Here is a 17,800-nt window from a genome sequence, read left to right as displayed (position 1 = left end):
CAACAAGCATGATGCAAGAAGGATCGAAGGTACAGAAAAACTACACCTATGGGTTAGCCTACATCAAGCGTATGGGATTCCTAGATCTATGGCCGGAGTATGAGAGGTTCAAAGCAGGTATACAGTGGCCGCCAGTGACAAAGCGCACCGAGAACCTTCCTAGGCCCGTGTTTAACATCATTCGATACATTGAGAACCACAAAGTATCAACAGTGATGAATGAGAATGTTAAAATGCTGTTCTCTCCAGAAGAGATGGCAGGTGATGGTCCTGAAAGTGAACAGCAAGAAACAATCGAAACAGAAGCTGCGGACAAGTTTACTCGTTACTCAGACACGGCTTGGGAAAAGATCAAACAGGATGAGCTCAACGAGGAAGCCTTGGAGAGTGCTTCTAATCTTGGAACAGGCATTTGGCATTACTACTGGGATAGCGACATTACAGGCGGCAAGGAACTACCGTACGAAGGTGATATGTGTGGTGAGACAATTGATCCACTGAACATTTTCTTTGGGAATCCTCAGGAACGGAGAGTGCAGAAGCAGCCATACATACTTATAAGCTTCCGAGACGAGGTTGATTCGGTTAAGGAACAGGCCATAGCCAATAAGGTGCCGCAGCATTTGGTTGATTTGATCAAGCCGGATAGCGACACGAACAATGAGGGCTATGATCGAGCGAAGGTTGAACTAACCGATAGCACGAAGACAACGGTGCTTACCAAGTACTGGCGCGAGAAAGGCATGATTTACTTTACAAAGGTATGTGGCAGCATCATAGTGAAGCCTAAAACGCCAACTAACATGAAGTTGTATCCAATCGTTGTCATGCAGTGGGAACGACGTAAGAAGTCCATATTTGGCGTAGGAGACACAGAGGGTATCATCCCTAATCAAAAGGCGATTAACTTCCTCATGGCTATGCAGTTGCTATCTGTGCAGCTTACAGGATGGCCTAAGTTGGTTTATAAGGATGGTGCTATTGATCCAAACAAGGTCACAAATACACCTGGTGAGATGATTGCTGATAAAACTCCTCCAGGTCAAGGTGACGGAGTAAAGTATCTGACTCCTGGCAGTAGTACAAATCTAGCTATGGGACTTGTAGATTCCTTTATGGAGTATACGAAGTCTCTTTCCTCTGCTCAGGATGCCTCTACGGGCGATGTCGGTAAAGGTCAACTCAATGCTTCGGCTATTATGTTGCTTCAAAAAGCAGCAGGCGTGCCAATTGAGTCGATTAAAAAGCGCTTCTACCGAGCCATTGAAGACATTGGACGTATATGGGAAGAGTTTTGGAAGGTCAAGTACAACACGACTCGCAAGGTCACGTTGAAGAACGACGATGGGAAGGAATACCCCGCTGAGTTCAACGGATCTAACTACAAAGATGTTGATATGAACCTAAAAATTGATATCGGCCCTTCGTCCCAGTACTCAGAAGAATTGATGATGAGCTCTCTCGATAAGCTATTCGATGGTCAGTACATCAGCTTGGAAGATTATTTGGAGTTTGCGCCCCAGAATGTTATCCCATTCAAGGATCGACTGCTCAAGAAGATCGAAAAGCAAAAGGAAGCGCAGAACATGCAGATTGTCATGCAAATGCCGCCAGAACAGCAACAGATGTATATGAATTCGCCGCCTGAGGTGCAGCAACAAATGATCCAGCAGTTCACTCAGCAGCAACAACAAGCGCAAGCATCTGCACAGATTCAAGATCCGCAGGAGCAATTCAAACAGGATATGGCTTTGAAAGAAGTGGATAATCAGCACGACATGAAGAAAGCAGAACTGCAAAGTCAAACTGATCTACAAAAAGAAGCAATGAAACAAACAGCATCAGCAGGCCAGAGGTAGTTTAGTCCTTTGGCCTTTGCTATATCCAAAAATATTCAGCCAACCATAGCTGAACAGGAGGAAATAACATGGAAGACATCGCCAACCATAGCGAATCAGCATTACAGGTATCAGAAACGCCAATAGAGACTTCTACTCAAACCGAACAGGCAAACACTCCTGCCGCCACACAGGAAGCTCCTAAAGGGTTAACAGTGAAGTACAACAAGGAGGATCGCTTCATTCCAGAAGAAGAAGCGCCTACTTGGATTCAGAAAGGTTTGAACTATGACAAGGTAGCGGAACGCGCAAAAGAAGCTGAGACCTATCAACAGAACCTTGAACGAATCGCCAAACATTATGGATTTGATAGCCACAATGATTACATGAAGGCGCTCGATGAGCATGAACATCAACTGAAAATCCAAGAAGAAGCAGCAAAATTAGGTGTTGATGAGAGCGTTATTCGCGATCACCTAGAGCCGATGAAGAAACAAATTGCTCAGTTTGAGCAGGAAAAAGAAGCGCTTCGTCAGGAGCGTCTACAAGTTCAGATTAACTCTGATATCGCAGATTTAAAAGCGAGATTCCCTGACTTTGAACAGCACCAAGAGAAAGTATTCGATCTGGCTATCAGCAAAGGTTACAGACTCGAAGATGCTTACAAGTTAGCTACTTACGAGGACAAAATCTCTAACATCGCTAAGCAAACTGAGGCAGAAACGCTGAGAAAGATTCAGCAAAACAGGGAAACCGCAACCGGTTCGTTAGGTGCTGGCGGTGTTGAGCATAAAACGGGATTCGCGGCCATGTCTAAGGAAGATCAGCTTCGCATGATTGAGGAAGTTAAACAAGGGAAGCGTACAAGCTTCGACTAAAAGGGAGATGTTATGAATGGCTACAAACGTACAGGGATATAACACAGGGTCTGGTGTCAATCAGTTATCCGCAGAGAACGCAACATTTTATCAAACGGCTATGCTTGACAGGCTTACTCCTGAGCTGTTTTTCATGAACTATGGGGACAAGAAAAATATTCCGAAACGTAAGGGCGCTACAGCGAACTGGAGACGTTTGAACAACCTTGCTGTATCGACGACTGCTATCACAGAGGGTGTTACACCTGATGGTGTAGATTTGTCGATTACACCAGTAAATGCTACAGTTCAGGTGTATGGTAACTGGACTAAAATCGGGGAGTTTATTGATCTGGTAGGACTTGATCCGCTTATGACTGAAACGGCTGAATTAATGGGTGAAAATGCTGGGCAATCGATGGATATTATTGTTCGAGATATCATCACAGCCGGAACAAACGTTACTTATGCAAACAGTAAAGCTTCTCGTGTAACAGTAGCAGCAGGAGACAAAATTACCGCTGCTGATATTCTTAAACTACGCCGCACAATGAAAAAGAACAAGGTTAAGCCTATTAAGCTACCTGACGGTTCTATGGGTTACTTGATGTTTGTATCACCTGACGTTGCGTTGGATTTGATGCAAATGCAGGAGTGGAAAGACCAGAACACATATGTAAACACGGATAACCGTAAAAATGGTGAGCTTGGTAAACTGTACGGTGTATACTTCCTCGAGGCTGTAAACGTGTCGATTGACCCTACGGGTGGAGCTGCTAGTATTCCTGTTCACCTTAACTTGATGATCGGCGCTGGAGCATACGGTGTGCCTGACGTAGAGGGATCAAGCAAGCCTGAAATCATCGTTCACACAGCTGGAAGTTCAGGTGTAGCAGATCCGCTTAACCAATTCAATACTGTGGCATGGAAGTCTGTTTTCACATCGGTTATTCTCCAACAACTAGCTATCATTCGTTATGAGTGCGCAGTATCAACCTAATATAACAAATTAATCATGAGGGGCCTTCGGGTCCCTTTTAATCTGAGGAGGAACTAACATGGCAGGAGCAAAACAAACAGAATTTCAGGAAGAACAATCATTAAAAGAACAATTGGCAGCAAGACCGAAGAAAACTCTTATGATTCCACGCGATCCACTTAACAAAGATGACGTTGTGCCTATTGTATGGAATGGCATCGTTTATGCTGTTCCGCGCGGTAGAGCGTTCGAAGTTCCGGACGTAATCGCAGATATTTGGAACCACGCTTATGAGCAAACGATTGCAGCTGAATCAAAGATGGAAATCACTGAAAACCGAGACATTCAAGTCTACGGATAATGCCCCTTATTGGGGCTTTTTTGTATAAAGGGGATGATGTAGTGACATTGCAAGAGATTTTAAACGAAATATTAGAGAAGTACCCCCATCCATTATCTCAAGATAACATTATTGGCAAGATTAACACGTTGCTAAAAGAGTTTTTTCGTACTATTTACAAACCGATAGTTACAACTTCTTATGATCTCCTTGCAGATAACCCCTATTACCCGATTACATACTCACCTTCAAAAGTGATTGATATAGTAGTTAATGGCATTGAATATGACTCACTTAACATAAAAGGTAAAGCATCCACCAACTGGTACTGGTTTACGGATGACAATTGTATTGCGGTTTATCCAACTCCTACCGAGGATGTTGCAGGTGGTTTGGTTGTATTCAGATATAAGGAACCAATGGTATTGAGTTCATCAAATCTAGGTGCAATACCTGACTTTGACCATGATTTTCACATGCTCATCGTTTATCGAATCTGCAAACAACTCGCAGAAAATTACAATGAATACGATATCGCCAATGGCTTTGTAACTCAAATCGATAGTCTAATGGACGATTTTAATAAAGGTAAGCAGGAACCAGATTACAGACAAGTTCAAGATGTATACGGGGGGTGTATGTTACTGTGACTCAGCAAGCAACAGAATTAATAGCCTCTCAAGTTGGATCGGCAATCAATAATCAGCGTACATGGGGATCAATTATTTACAATGTGAAAGATCCACAGTATGGCGCAAAAGGGGATGGAGTAAAGGATGATACACCTAGAATAACGTCAGCCATTACTGCTGCTGCAATATCAGGTGGTGTTGTCGTGTTTCCTCCAGGGACATACCTCACAGGAAGTTTTTCCATTCCGTCAAATGTTACTGTATGGATACAAAACGGAGCTAAACTTAGCATTAAAAGCGGGGCGACAGTAACTATAAACGGCCCCATCGATGCAGGTATCTACCAAATCTTTAGTGGTTTAGGAACGGTCAGCGGCGTGCCTCGCATTCCATATGCTATCCCTCAATGGTTCGGTGCCAAAGGGGATAATACACAAGACGATGGTCCTGCAATCAATGCGGCACTAAATTTTCATGATAACGTATTTCTGCCTTGTTTGAGTTATGGAACAACCAAGTATGCTGTAACTACAATTACTCTCAATAACTACAAGAGAATATTCGCGCTACCTGGCACACTTGTATTTGTAATCCCAGCAGACAACACCACATTCAACATTATTGGCTCTTATGTGAGCATCGAAAACCTATATATTCTAGGAACGAACACCACGTCCGAAGCAAAACCAATATTTCGATTTAACACAACTGCAGGAAATATTCGAAAGGTACGTATTACAAATGTCGAAGCGGTCGATGCGTGTGCAGTATTTCGGGACGATAACCATCCAACAAATATTGTAGTAGATTGTTATGTGGATGACGTGAAGATAACGCTGCCACGAGGCGTTCCCATTAAGTTGTATGATTTTTACGCCTTTAATCATTTTCATAAAACGATTGTCGATTTTACCGCTAATCTTACAGTACCAACGTTTGAGGCATTTCATTTTGAAAACGGCCAGGGTTTATATATGTCACGGTGTGACGCATTCGGTTATGGACCAGGTACAGGCAATGCGGCTTCTCATGGTTTCGTGTTCATTAACTTCCAAGCCGTTTGGTTAGATCGATTAGATGCTGATACAGTAGGAGGATATGGTTTTTATTTTTCAGGATGTCAATTTATCGAAGCTGATCAATTAATTGCATCTCTTTGTGGCATAGGTGGGTATTATCTATTTGGTTGTAATGATTATCACATGGATAACATCTACGCAGGTGGACGAGTAGGATTACCGTGGGCACCAGCTGCAGCACATGGAATATCCATCATTCAATGCGGTGTAGGGGCTAGGATTACCAACCTAACTCTAAAATCCAACACTGGTGATGGCTTGAATGTAAGCAATACCGCGACCGGATTGTTTTCCAATATCGTTACCAACAACAACAGTGGGTACGGAATTAACGAGACAGGCACATCAAACTTTAACTTATTTACAAACGCATTTTCATTTAGCAACACTGTAGCATCAGGTAAATTGGTGGGCTCGTCATCAAACATCACGAACTGGAAGCCTAATAGTGGTGCGTATACTGCAAATTCAGCAGGACCGATAACGGTATAAGGAGGATACTATGAACAAATTTCCTCCCATAAAAAACAGACCACCAATCGTACAAAGAGTGTTCAAAGGGATCAACAAGCTTGATCCTTTTAGCATTAGAGACGACGAAGCATCAGATATGAGCAATATATCATCGGCAAAGTACCCGGCTCTCTCAGTGAGACCGGGCTTTTCATTACTCGGAAGTGCGATGCCAGCAACGATAAACGGGTTGGCAGCATGGAAAGACAGTGAGTTACACGCGGTGTCAAACGGTACGTGGTATAAGTACACAGGTGGTGTGTGGACGTCAACAGGGGCAACAGGATTAAATGCCGCAGCAAGTTACAGCTTCACTAATTTCAAAGGAAACCTAAGCGATATCAGTTTGATTGCAGCGAATGGCGTTGATCCAGTTAAAGTGTATACAGGGTCTAGTGTATCTAACCTTGCAACGGCACCAAGCGGCCTCAAGTTTATCGAACAATACGCTGACAGACTTTGGGGTGTCGTTGGTAACGAGCTTAAATTTACAGCCTATAGAAAGGCGAATGATTGGACTACTGCTGCTGGAGACGACGCAGATAGCGGATTCATCGTGTGCGAAACACCTACAGGGGAGAATATCTCAGGCATTGTGGCAGGCATCAACCATGTTACTGTATTTAAGCCAAATTCAATCCATGAGGTATTTGGATATGCTCCTTCGGATTATCGTTTAGTGCCTGTGACTTATGAGGTCGGAGTCATGAACAATAATTGTTCCGTAGTGTTTAATAATGTAATGTTCATCCTTCATCGTACAGGGATTTATAAGTACCAGGGTGGCGTAATGCCGAGCAGATCCTTTTCAGAACCAGTCCAGTGGTACATCGACAATATGAATGTTGCTGCAAGCAGTTTAGCTACATTAGGTACAGATGGAAACAAGTTGTATGTGTCTATCCCAATGAACAGTTCGACCTATAATGATACAAACCTCGTCTACGATCCTCAGTATGACATGTGGACGGTTTGGAATGGATACACAGCGAGCCGTTTCGCTAAGATGAGTGCTGATATGTATATCAGCAATAATGACGGCACAGTGAGGAAGGTTGGCGGTTTAACAGACAATGGAGCGCCAATCACATGGAATCGAGTCAGCAAACCATTCAGCGGAGGATCGATGAGCCAGCGTATCAGGTGGTATCGAATGTTCATCGTAATAGATGTTCCTGCTGGCAGCTCGATAAATATTTATGTAAGCAGATCATCGACAGGAGATTCTGATTGGTTTCAAGTTGGTAATACAATTACTGGAACTTTACAGAGTGTAAGAATCCCCTTAAACATGGGGGCATTAGCGATGGGAAACTGGTTGCGAGTGAAGTTCTCGGGGACGGGGCCAGTCATAATAAATGAATGGGCTAGGGAAGAAGATTCAATGCCATTAGCTTGACGGTGGTGTATGCGTGGTGTATGATTGGTGTATGAAATATGCCAAGGAGGTCATATGCGACGCACATCTATTACTGTTCCACCTGAGATTGATAAGATAGTGGAAGAGTATCAAAAGAAAAATGGTATTACATCATGGACAGCAGCATTATTCGAGTTAGCAAGAAAAGGAAATGAAGCAAGTAAATAAAAACCGTCCCCATCATAGTCCTGGCAGACTAGGGAACGGCTTCACTCGGGCATACACCCTACCTAGATTATACACCAAGTACTACTCCAACGCTAGGATGTTGCCTCCAAAATCAGGAGGATAACAATGGAATTATTAAACAATGGATTATTAAAAGCACACATTAAAGCTTGTGATCAAGCTTCAATGGCAGAAGGCGTACAGGATGCTGGCATGGAGTTCGATGCTTGCCTTAATAGGATTGCAAAGTTATTAGGTGATGAGCATAGTGAATTAATTTTAGCTGTTGAGGCAGCGATGAACAACTACTCTTTTACAGATTCGTATGAGATATACAAGATTGGTGTTTCTGATGGTATGCAATTACAACAAGAAATCAATGGACTAGGAGGGAGGAAATGAAAAATAAGTATGAGATCCGCGGAGATGTGACTGTTATTTTCATTACTTTTAAAGGTGAGGTTCATGATTGCTTGATCGATACAAAAGATTATGAACTAGTTGACTCCTTTCCGAATAGTTGGAGAATTACTAGTAATGGCGGAACTGGGATGTATGTCAATGGAATCATTAAAAGCAAAGGTAAAGGTAAAATGGTTTTGCTACACAGACTAATTTTAACGGCCCCTAAAGGTTACCATGTCGATCATATTAACCACAAAACGCTTGATAATCGAAAGTCCAATTTAAGATTAGCTACACCGTCTGAAAATGCCCAAAACATAAATAAGCCAAGATCTCATAACAGGTCAGGTGAATTAAATGTATATTGGTATAAACCTAGGAGTAGATGGAGAGCCAGGATATATGTAAACGGTAAAGAAAAACATCTTGGTTCATTCACGGATATTAATGACGCCAAATCTGCTGTGGAACATGCAAGAAATAATCATTTACCATTTTCAGAGGAATCCAAATTAAATGATACCACTAAGCCAATTGTTACAAGAACTAATAACTCAAGTGGTTATCCAGGAGTATATTGGCATAAAAATTACGGTAAGTGGTCTGCTGCTGCTAAAATAAAAGGAAAACAAAAGCACTTAGGTTACTTTGAAGAAATTATCGATGCTGCAAACGCTGTGAAAAGGTATAAACAAGAACACTCTCTATGAGGGTGTTTTTATTTTGGAGGTGCAACATGTCAGGAATAAATTTACCAACGATACCCGCAGACATAAGCTTCGAAGACTTTGTAAATCTTGTAGCTCGCGTGCTGAAGGAACTGCAATGGTTTACTGAGGGGAATATCGATAATATCAATGTCAGGAATTTAAAAGCCGAGAAAATTAATACGGGAACACTAAATGCTAACTTGGTGAAGATATCAGCGGCCAATGGTTCGAAATCTTTCACTCTTGATACGAATGGAATTGTCGCCAATAACGGCACTGCTGACACGTTAAAGTTTGACCTTGCTACGGGTTTACTTACCATCGTATCGGCTCTTATTCAGTCTGCTACGGGGTTTCCTAAGGTAGAAATAAACAACAGTACAAATTTGCTAGGTATTTATCAAACGATAAGTGAATCAATAAGAGTTGACCCAGCCGGAACAAGCGGTAATCCTGTGTTAAGTTTTTTTAGTGGAGGACAAAGAAAAGGATTCATGCAGTATCTTTCACCTGATATTTTATTAGCTACTCTTGTTGGTGGTGCTAGCATTACATTAAGTTCAGGTGCTACTCTTAACTTAGGAGCGACTAATCTTATTAATATGTCGTGTTCTAATATAAGAATCAACAATCAAAATGCATATAACAATTCCTTCTCTTATGTTAAAAATGTTGCGGCAGGCGTGCCTACATTTGGAACGATTACGGTAACAAATGGTATTATCACTAACGTCACATAGTGTATAATGGTTAAAAATACCATTAGGGGATGTAAATTATGAAAAAATTTATTTTAGGAATACTTGTAGGAGTTTCAATAACTGCGGCAGGATCAGCATATGCAGATGATATTGTTAGTATTGTAGGTCAAAAAATTGATGGAAGCTTTCCAATAAAGATCTCAGGAAAACAACTTGATACGCCTGCTGCTGTAATTCAAGGCACATCGTACCTACCCGTTCGAGTAATAGGCGAGGCTCTAAACATGGATGTTACATTCAATGCTGACCTTGGAATTGAACTGAAAGAGAAGGGAGCTGTCAAAGTGCCTGAGAATACACCACAGCCAACTGTAACTCCAACAAAATCGAGTAATGACATTCAGATGGAAATCGATGATTTAAATAGAAAAATCAATATTTCTAAAGCTTCATTGTCTTATGCTGAAAAAGACTTGAAAGAATTCCCCACTGATGAAAATCAAAAAACTATCGATGCTTTAAAAAAGCAAATATCCAGCTACGAAGCTGAGATTACTGCTTTGCAAAATAAATAATCAAACGAGAGTCGCTGATGCGGCTCTTTTATTATGAGGAGGAAGCGAAATGAGTAAACAAGCAGAAGTCCAAGAGGAAGTACTTAATACGATATCGAAGTTATGTAAGTGGATTAATGAGAAGTGTGATAAAGGAGCCTCTGGCGAGGAAATTAGAGTCCTACCAGAGGTAATAACTGGGGTTAGTGAACTTTATTCAGCGATTAAGAATTAGGTTCTTTCTTTTACGGCAGCAAATATAATTTGGTACATTGTTGCAACATTTTTAGCTGCCTCTTCTGGGTCAAGGCCAATGTTAACCTTATCAATTGCAGCAAGTGTCAACGCTTTTGCAATTTCTTGATTTTCAATAAACGCCATATATAGTACACCTCCCTCCATATAAAATGAAATGTGACTATATCATTCTATCAGGTTGGAGATAATTTACAATTGAGTCTATCAAAAGATAGGCTCTTTTTCATTTCCAGAAAGGGTGATCACATGGCAGTAACCTATAAAAAACCAGTTGATGATAATGTTCCTTGGGACCAACGCCTGGCTAATTACGCAGGTAACAAAGACGCGGGCATGAGCGAGTACCAACGAGCCTTGGAAGTTTACCGCGGCAAGAGCGCAGCAGGCGACACAGAAGGTGCCAACGCGGCTAAGAAGTGGTCAGATCAGGTGAACACAGCAATCGGCGGCATCGGCAATAACCGCACAGCGCAGATCAATAATACAGCGGATACCATTGGTCAGAGAGTCAACGCCAAGCCGTTTGAGTTCAAGCAGACGTCAGCGCCATTTCAATACGATGCACAGTCTGATCCTTCCTATCAAGCAGCACTTAGACAGGCACAGGCAGGCGCACAGACAGCCACAAATAATGCAATGGTTGGACTAGGTTCCCGTGGTATCGGAAACTCTTCCGTTGCAGTCGACAGAGCGAATCAGATTCAACAGAGCGCCATCGGAAATGTGAACGATACGATCCTCCCGCAGCTCATGCAGCAAGCCTATGGCCGCTACAGCGATGGTTTAAACAACGAGTACCGCACGCAGCTGGCTAACTATCAAGCCGGACAGGATCAGATTGGCAACCTTACTAAATATGCAGGAACGCTAAGCGATCTAAACCAACGCGAAGCAGATAATGAACAACGAGGATTAGACAATGCTTATCGCAACAATGTGTATGGGGAGAATGTAAAACAAAACAACTGGAATGCGTACAGAGATTCCGTTGGTCTCACTGGCGATCTAGGTACTGGTCCTAAGTCTGATTATGCATTGTTAGGTGATCAATCAGGCAGATTGAGCTTACCGGGACAGCAGTACGCAGATAACCAAAAACAACAGGCGTTTGAGAATAAACTGAAAACCGAGATGCAAGGGGCAACCATCGCTAACATGAGTGGAGACAATGCGCGGGGCTGGGCGGCAGAAGCACGTCAAGCAGGTAATCAGCAGCTAGGACAGCTATTTGATGTATGGGATCGTACAGGCGTGGCTCCAGCGGGTATACCGGGAGTTGTTGCAGGTACACAGTTGAAAGGCAAAAGCTCATCAAACGGAAACAATGAAGCAAGTAATGCGGCTTACAGTGAGTTTCTATCTGATGCCCCTAGAATAGCAGATAGAAACGAAGGGTTAGCTCTGGTTGAATCTTACCGTCAAGAAGGTGTTGCCGAAGCTACTCTTCAAAAAATGCTGAAAGAAATAAATAGTAAATTCAAGGAGTGATTGATGTATGAGCAGGTTGGATGATATCAGAAAATCTAGTTCGACAGCAGTTCAATCACAACCTTCGCAACCACAGCTATCACGGCTTGATCGGTTGAGAAATCAGCAAGAAGCAGAGTCAATCAATTCTCGTGGATCAGCAGAAGCAGACGAAAGTCGACTGATCAACGAAAGCAGAGAAGCGCAGTCGCTTGCTAATGACTATCGCAAACAACTGGACACGATGCAGGCAGAGGATAATCCTAAACACTTTAAGACGGACAGCAACGCTATGGGAGGCGTCAAGGCGCGAACTCTACCCGTGATCGGTCCTATTCTCAAAGGATTGGATTACGTCGCTGAAAAAACTGATCCTTTTGCGGACCTTGCTCGTAGTTTCTATCTCCCAGGTGCAGGCGTGGCTAATGTGGCTGGATTAACATCTGCTGCTGAGAGCGGAGTGGCGAAATTGTTGCCTAACTTCGCTCAAACAGCAGCAGGTAAAATAGCTTCCAAGTTTGCACTTCCCGGGCTTCCGTTAGGTGCAGGAGCAGCAGTTCAAAATGATCCTAATGCAGGCGCAGGTCAAGTAGCTTTAGGAGCACTTGAAGGCGCTGCACTAGGCGGCGGTTTGGGTGCTTTAGGAACAGCAGCAGGAAGAGGATTAACTCGACTTGCTGACATCGCTCCCGGACTCGCTAGAAACGCCATAAAGAACGTTGCTGCCAATACAAGAACTGTAGCTTCACCATTCGCTGAAGATGCAGCAGTAAGCAATCTAGTGGCTAGAGGATACACCGAGAATGTAGGTAAATCCTTTGGCAATGGTGGATTAACTCGCTTGGATGACATCAGACCAACACAGCCTGCCGCACCGCGCGTTATTCCCGAGCAACCGATAGTACCGATTGCAGAAGCTGCACCACAAGTAAGTTCAGCACCGGATGCACTACCGCGACAACAAGGAATCCGCGGAAACTTCCAAAACCAATTGGAGAACGGTAATTTTTCGGATGAGTTACAAGGTAGGATCCGCAATACTGATCAACGATACGATGTTGCTACGAATGCCGAGAGTGTCGCAAAAGCGAATGAGAACGTTAAAAACCTACCTAAAGCTGAATCAGACTTCCTCCTTAATGAAAAAGGTGGTCCCGATCATATTACAACCGGCTATCGTTTGATGCAGGAGCTTGATGCATTGGGCGAACACGAAAGAGCTTTGATCGTATCGAAGAAGCTTGCTGAGGATCTAACCAAAGGCGGACAGACCACTCAAGCAGCTTCAGTAATATCCAGGCTAAGTCCAGAAGGACAACTATTAAACTTGGTTCGTACAGCTGAGCGCAACGGAAAATCAGTAACAACAGCTGATTCAGTGAAGTTCAAGGAGCTCGCCGCCAAAGTGCAGGAGAGATCCGGCGCGGGCGTTCGTGCAAATCAGTTCAACGAAATTCTGAACCGGTTGGAGCGTGGCGAAAATGTAGGTGTTGATGACCTGAACAAGCTGTCAAATTTTCTATCTGGCGCCGAAAAAATAGCTAAACCCAAGGTAATCAGAGTAGTCGATGATATTCCGGCTGAATTGAAGGAACCACGTAAGCGCGATAAGGTAATTTCCTTCTTGGACGAAGCAGAACAGAACGCTTTAGCGCGCATTGCAGCACGCAAAAACAACCTGAATAGTTTACCAGTAAATGAGTGGGCAGACCATGCAATTGTCGTTGCAGCTCAGATTGCTAGAGGCTCCATAAAGGCCGCTACACACGTCGAGGATTTAGTCCGTATGTTTGGTGAACAGATACGCCCTGCGGCTACAGAAGTATTCCAAAACGCTCAGAAATTGCTTAAATCATCATCGTCAAGTGTTGGTGAGGGAGATATCGCAAAGGCTAATGAGGCGTTACGGAGAGTGAGCGGAGAGAAGCAACCGCTAGCTGAAAAAATCGTCGAAAAATATGTGCGTGAGAATGAAAAGGTGAGCCCAAAGGACATAGATACTTTGCGCGAACTGGCGAAGAAAATCACGAAGCTATCCGGTGACCAAAAAATAGATGCCGATATAGAGATGCAGAAGATCCTTAATAGCTATGAGAAATCGTCACCGTGGGATAAGATACTAGCGATCCGTTACATGGCAATGCTGCTAAACAGCGGTACGCAGGCAATCAATGCTATTTCTGGTCCTATTATGGCGAGTACTGGATACGCTGCGGATATTCTCGGGACGATGGTTGATATTTCAATGAACAAGGTCCTTAAAACTCCTAGAACGACTACTTTATATGGGACTAATCCATTACAGTTCATGGCTCGCTACTTTAAACATGGTAAGACTGGAGGATCCGCAGGTTTTCACGGAGTTAATCCAGCGGGCATCCAGAGCACTAATGAGATTAGAGGGCTAGCCTTCCCTAGCTTAAAAAATCCATTAACCACTCTTCCTAGCCTAGCTGAACGCACATTAGGCGCCGTAGCTAAAGGTGCTGACTATGCCACCTACAAGTCAGTATTTGACTCTGAAATAGTAAAACAAGGCTTCTTGGATGCTAAGAATCAAGGCATTAAAGGCAAAAAAGATATCCAGAACCACATCCAAAACTTTGTGAATAACCCACCGGAAGAGGCAATATTGCAAGCTGATAGGATTGGGAAAAACACCACATTCCAACGATCTGATACAACGGGCGGGAAAGTAGCTAATTTCTTAAACTCTTCACCTAATGCGATTAAGCCAGCCGTGAATGCTATTTTCCCGTTTGTTCGCACACCAGTTAATATAGCTTCTACTGCTGTCACATTGACGCCAGCGGGTATTGTTAAAGGTTTATATCAGCTGACGAGTAAATCGCAAGCATCGCAACGCGAGGCTATCCGAACATTATCTTTAGGACTAACCGGTTCCGCTGGCATCGGTTCTTTGGGCTACTATCTGCAGCAGTTGGGAATCATCACCGGAGCCAATGATAGTGGGGACAAAGATGTGGACAATATCCGCGAGCAAGCAGGAAAAGGAAAATATCGTTTTAATACGTCCGCGTTGTCCCGGTATCTCCAAGCTATGTTTAATGGCGAAGGGTCAGAGTCAGCCGAGAAAGCGGCCAAGTACCAAAAAGGTGATTCTGCATTCGACTATAATAAGCTGCAGCCATTGGCGTTTCCGGCAGCAATTGGTGCAAGTCTTGCTGAGAATAAAGACAAACCATTACTTGAAAGAGCATCCCAAGCTGGAGCAGATGCTTTTGGATCTCTATATGGAATGTCTACGCTTAAAGGTGTTCAAGATGTGTTTCAGCCTAGCTACGGAGGTACGGTCGGTGAGAAAGCTTTGGGCGCACCGAGTCGTATTGCTGAGTCATTCTTTAAAAGCTTTAGCCCAAGTATGCTGGCTCAAGAAGCGCGCAGGCAAGATCCCATTCAGCGCAAGACGCCATTTAACGATGGATTGTTTCCCGATGTGAAAGCTTACTTTAAATCTCGAACTCCTGGATTCGGGTTGTCTCAGTCCTTGCCAGCTAATAAAACAACACTAGGCCAAAACAAAATGAACGCACCTGGAGCCGTTGGTCAATATCTGAATCCATACAAATCTGAAGTGGCTCCTTACACTGATGCAGCTGCTATCATCACTGACCTAATAGATCGTACTGGAGACAAAACACTTGCTCCTAGTGCTCCAGATAAGAAAGTTTCAGGAAAAGACAGGAAAGGCGTGTCGCAAAGTATTGCCATCCCTGCCGAACGGTATGCTCGCTTGCAAGAAGAAGTTGGGAACGAGATCATCAAGAAAGTATCTGCTTTGTCGCCGTCATTGTCCGATGCCAAGAAAGCTGAGAAGTTAAAGGATATCTACTCTTCAGCAAAAGAGAAGTACCGTGACAAAGTGAAAAAAGAATTAGGATTACACTAAGCCACTCGATAACGGGTGGCCTTTCTATTAAGGAGCTGATGAAGTTTGATTGAAATGGACGAATCAGAGCATACAGCCGATCAGCCGACTAAGTGGTGGGAGCTGCTTGATAACACGAAAGGTTTCGTTAAGTTTCATTATAACGACATCATGCAGCATGGCAGCGATGAGTTAAAAAATGCGGTTAACATCGTTTTAGGCGGGCAGCCGCCGAGTAAGTATAAAAAGGGGGAATCAGCTTGAAATGGGTAATGCCTAGCTTTCTAACGAGCCTAATATCAATTTTAGCCATCGCCTTAAACAATAAATTCGGTTGGCACCTAAGCCCGGACAAGCTCATCGCATCCGTGGCCTTATCCATTAATTTCGTTGGCGTGTCCGTGTTTACGGATATCGCTAAATTACGCCGCGGTGAGATTCCTAATCTAAATAGTACTAAGCTGTTTACGTTGCTGTTTGCCTGCTTGATGATTGGCTTCTCTGATTACATTGGGATCCAGCTTGATGACGAAAGTGTGTGGTTCATAGCCGGTACAGCTGCAGCATTTATAACTGGCAAAGGAATAAAAGATATCATCCAGACGAAGCAGGAGGGAGCTGCCGTAAATGTCACTACGGAATCTACAAATTACATCAGCAATAACAAGTAACCTAGGAAATGTTGTTTACCAGGACATCACGGATTCGCTACCTAAAAACCCAAAGAACACATGGGCGCAGCTGGCAGGGGTTCGAGCACTCGAGGAACTGACTACAATCGTCCTGCATCATGACGCCTACCCAAAGAAAAACACCATAAATTATTCAGACATCCAGCTTATGACTAAGATCGCAACCGATCACATCAATAATAAGGCCTACGATGTCACAGGAGAGGGAGGAATACCTTACCATATCTTTATACGGAACGGTCGCATATATCAGTTGAATGATCTCCAAGACCGCACATATGGGGTGGCGAGCAACAATGGTTATACCGTTCACATTGTCGTATCAGGTGATTACTTCAACTACGATGTATTGACAGATGCAGACCGCAACGCTCTGTATGCGGCCATCCTGATGGTTATTGATGTGTTGCCGAAGTACAAGGAAATCAAAGCTCACAAAGAGTTGAATGCTACCGACTGCCCGGGCTATGATCACATAAAGGTACGATCGGATATCAAGAACATCCAGATGAAGATTCAGCGAGACAACACTGTTGCTGCTAAGCGTGAACGCGGTTTTTCCGTAGCTAATCAAGCAGCTTATATGTACGATAAGTCGAAACAAGATGACGGAGACGGAGCATGGGCGCAACATTGGCTTGATGAGGTGTATGGGATCATGAAAGATAAAGGATTATTATAGACAAACAACCCAGTAAATGGTAATATATACCTAAATCGTGAAGCACACGTCGAAGAGGCCTTGTCGGGAAAGCATCCCTGCAAGGCTTTTTTTGTTGTATATCCACCTCACTTTTGCATATAATAAGAACATACATTCGCAAATGAGGTGTTCTTATGACAACAGATGAAGAACTCAACGACATCAATACTTACATCCTGCTACCTATGATCCTTGGTATGATTGACCGCTGGATGAGCTACCCCGACATAACTCCGCTCAAGCATCTGCACTCGAGCCAGTTTCAGCAGCTTCTTGACATGATTACGTTGGACCACGTGGAAGTTAAGCAAAAGTTGAAGGCCGCCGACATAAAAGTAGTAGAGGACTGGAAAATAGGATCGTCGCTCGATTACAAGATATTCGCACGAAGAAAAGAAGAAAGCTTTATGATCTGGAAAGGCTGGGCAAAATCTCAAATAGAAACGTTACTCGGCCAGTATGTGGGCAAGTTGGATAAGCGGTTGTTTAAGCGGCAGGCTGATGTCGTGGTGGAAGATAAGCCGATCGATCGGAGTTTGTTTGTTAATTTTGATTAGTAGCATAAGGTGTGGAGGACATGGTAATAATAAAAATG

Annotated in this window: 20 protein-coding genes; 19 read left to right on the top strand and 1 reads right to left on the bottom strand. The window is 43.4% G+C overall.

From position 1 onward, the window contains the following. Window positions 1-8 precede the first annotated feature (8 nt). From LOZ80_RS25980 to LOZ80_RS25925, 13 genes are all read left to right on the top strand, one after another. The gene (locus LOZ80_RS25980) at window positions 9-1,859 is read left to right on the top strand and encodes a portal protein (protein WP_238167384.1); all 1,851 of its coding nucleotides are present in this window, start codon (window positions 9-11) and stop codon (window positions 1,857-1,859) included. A 68-nt stretch (window positions 1,860-1,927) separates the two neighbouring features. Continuing rightward, window positions 1,928-2,716, top strand: coding sequence for a hypothetical protein (locus LOZ80_RS25975; RefSeq protein WP_238167383.1), 789 nt, complete (start codon window positions 1,928-1,930; stop codon window positions 2,714-2,716). 16 nt (window positions 2,717-2,732) lie between these two features. Continuing rightward, entirely contained in the window at window positions 2,733-3,695 is a 963-nt protein-coding gene (locus LOZ80_RS25970) for a N4-gp56 family major capsid protein (protein ID WP_238167382.1), read from the top strand. Between the two features lie 58 nt (window positions 3,696-3,753). Beyond that, window positions 3,754-4,035 (top strand): hypothetical protein, encoded by a 282-nt coding sequence (locus LOZ80_RS25965; protein ID WP_238167381.1) that lies wholly within the window; start codon window positions 3,754-3,756, stop codon window positions 4,033-4,035. A 41-nt stretch (window positions 4,036-4,076) separates the two neighbouring features. Next, window positions 4,077-4,664 (top strand): phage adaptor protein, encoded by a 588-nt coding sequence (locus LOZ80_RS25960; RefSeq protein ID WP_238167380.1) that lies wholly within the window; start codon window positions 4,077-4,079, stop codon window positions 4,662-4,664. Continuing rightward, window positions 4,661-6,217, top strand: coding sequence for a glycosyl hydrolase family 28-related protein (locus LOZ80_RS25955; RefSeq protein ID WP_238167379.1), 1,557 nt, complete (start codon window positions 4,661-4,663; stop codon window positions 6,215-6,217). Before LOZ80_RS25960 ends, LOZ80_RS25955 begins: the two co-directional genes overlap by 4 nt. A gap of 10 nt (window positions 6,218-6,227) precedes the next feature. Further along, window positions 6,228-7,637 carry a hypothetical protein gene (locus LOZ80_RS25950; RefSeq protein ID WP_238167378.1) on the top strand — a complete coding sequence of 470 codons (1,410 nt, stop codon included), beginning with the start codon at window positions 6,228-6,230 and terminating at the stop codon, window positions 7,635-7,637. A gap of 54 nt (window positions 7,638-7,691) precedes the next feature. Further along, window positions 7,692-7,826 (top strand): hypothetical protein, encoded by a 135-nt coding sequence (locus LOZ80_RS39215; RefSeq protein ID WP_283214702.1) that lies wholly within the window; start codon window positions 7,692-7,694, stop codon window positions 7,824-7,826. A gap of 126 nt (window positions 7,827-7,952) precedes the next feature. Then, the gene (locus LOZ80_RS25945; protein ID WP_238167377.1) at window positions 7,953-8,228 is read left to right on the top strand and encodes a hypothetical protein; all 276 of its coding nucleotides are present in this window, start codon (window positions 7,953-7,955) and stop codon (window positions 8,226-8,228) included. Next, a complete protein-coding gene (locus LOZ80_RS25940) occupies window positions 8,225-8,941 on the top strand; it encodes an HNH endonuclease (protein ID WP_238167376.1) in 717 nt (238 codons plus the stop codon). The genes LOZ80_RS25945 and LOZ80_RS25940 overlap by 4 nt, the downstream gene beginning before the upstream one ends. Window positions 8,942-8,967: 26 nt before the next feature. Then, the gene (locus tag LOZ80_RS25935) at window positions 8,968-9,681 is read left to right on the top strand and encodes a hypothetical protein (RefSeq protein ID WP_238167375.1); all 714 of its coding nucleotides are present in this window, start codon (window positions 8,968-8,970) and stop codon (window positions 9,679-9,681) included. Window positions 9,682-9,719: 38 nt separating this feature from the next. Continuing rightward, the gene (locus tag LOZ80_RS25930) at window positions 9,720-10,217 is read left to right on the top strand and encodes a copper amine oxidase N-terminal domain-containing protein (protein WP_238167374.1); all 498 of its coding nucleotides are present in this window, start codon (window positions 9,720-9,722) and stop codon (window positions 10,215-10,217) included. A 49-nt stretch (window positions 10,218-10,266) separates the two neighbouring features. Continuing rightward, window positions 10,267-10,431, top strand: a complete 165-nt coding sequence (locus LOZ80_RS25925; protein ID WP_238167373.1) for a hypothetical protein — start codon at window positions 10,267-10,269, stop codon at window positions 10,429-10,431. Here LOZ80_RS25925 and LOZ80_RS25920 read toward each other — a convergent pair. Further along, a complete protein-coding gene (locus tag LOZ80_RS25920) occupies window positions 10,428-10,577 on the bottom strand; it encodes a hypothetical protein (RefSeq protein ID WP_238167372.1) in 150 nt (49 codons plus the stop codon). The two genes, LOZ80_RS25925 and LOZ80_RS25920, sit on opposite strands and share 4 nt — an antisense overlap. 123 nt (window positions 10,578-10,700) lie before the next feature. Here LOZ80_RS25920 and LOZ80_RS25915 point away from each other — a divergent pair, with 123 nt between their 5' ends. The 6 genes from LOZ80_RS25915 to LOZ80_RS25890 all read left to right on the top strand — a co-directional run bounded on the left by LOZ80_RS25915 (window position 10,701) and on the right by LOZ80_RS25890 (window position 17,762). Then, on the top strand, window positions 10,701-11,942 hold the full coding sequence (locus LOZ80_RS25915; protein ID WP_238167371.1) for a hypothetical protein: 1,242 nt from the start codon (window positions 10,701-10,703) through the stop codon (window positions 11,940-11,942). Between the two features lie 7 nt (window positions 11,943-11,949). Then, complete coding sequence (locus tag LOZ80_RS25910; protein WP_238167370.1) at window positions 11,950-15,831, top strand: hypothetical protein; 3,882 nt, start codon at window positions 11,950-11,952, stop codon at window positions 15,829-15,831. A 45-nt stretch (window positions 15,832-15,876) separates the two neighbouring features. After that, a complete protein-coding gene (locus LOZ80_RS25905; protein WP_238167369.1) occupies window positions 15,877-16,074 on the top strand; it encodes a hypothetical protein in 198 nt (65 codons plus the stop codon). Then, window positions 16,071-16,481, top strand: a complete 411-nt coding sequence (locus LOZ80_RS25900) for a hypothetical protein (RefSeq protein WP_238167368.1) — start codon at window positions 16,071-16,073, stop codon at window positions 16,479-16,481. The genes LOZ80_RS25905 and LOZ80_RS25900 overlap by 4 nt, the downstream gene beginning before the upstream one ends. Further along, a complete protein-coding gene (locus LOZ80_RS25895; protein ID WP_238167367.1) occupies window positions 16,438-17,184 on the top strand; it encodes a peptidoglycan recognition protein family protein in 747 nt (248 codons plus the stop codon). The genes LOZ80_RS25900 and LOZ80_RS25895 overlap by 44 nt, the downstream gene beginning before the upstream one ends. 155 nt (window positions 17,185-17,339) lie before the next feature. Continuing rightward, on the top strand, window positions 17,340-17,762 hold the full coding sequence (locus tag LOZ80_RS25890; protein WP_238167366.1) for a YhjD family protein: 423 nt from the start codon (window positions 17,340-17,342) through the stop codon (window positions 17,760-17,762). Window positions 17,763-17,800: the final 38 nt, after the last annotated feature.

The organism is Paenibacillus sp. HWE-109 (assembly GCF_022163125.1).
Classification (GTDB): Bacteria; Bacillota; Bacilli; order Paenibacillales; family NBRC-103111; genus Paenibacillus_E.
The sequence above is the reverse complement of the archived record's forward strand: the minus strand, read 5'-3'. Positions and strand labels throughout refer to the sequence as shown.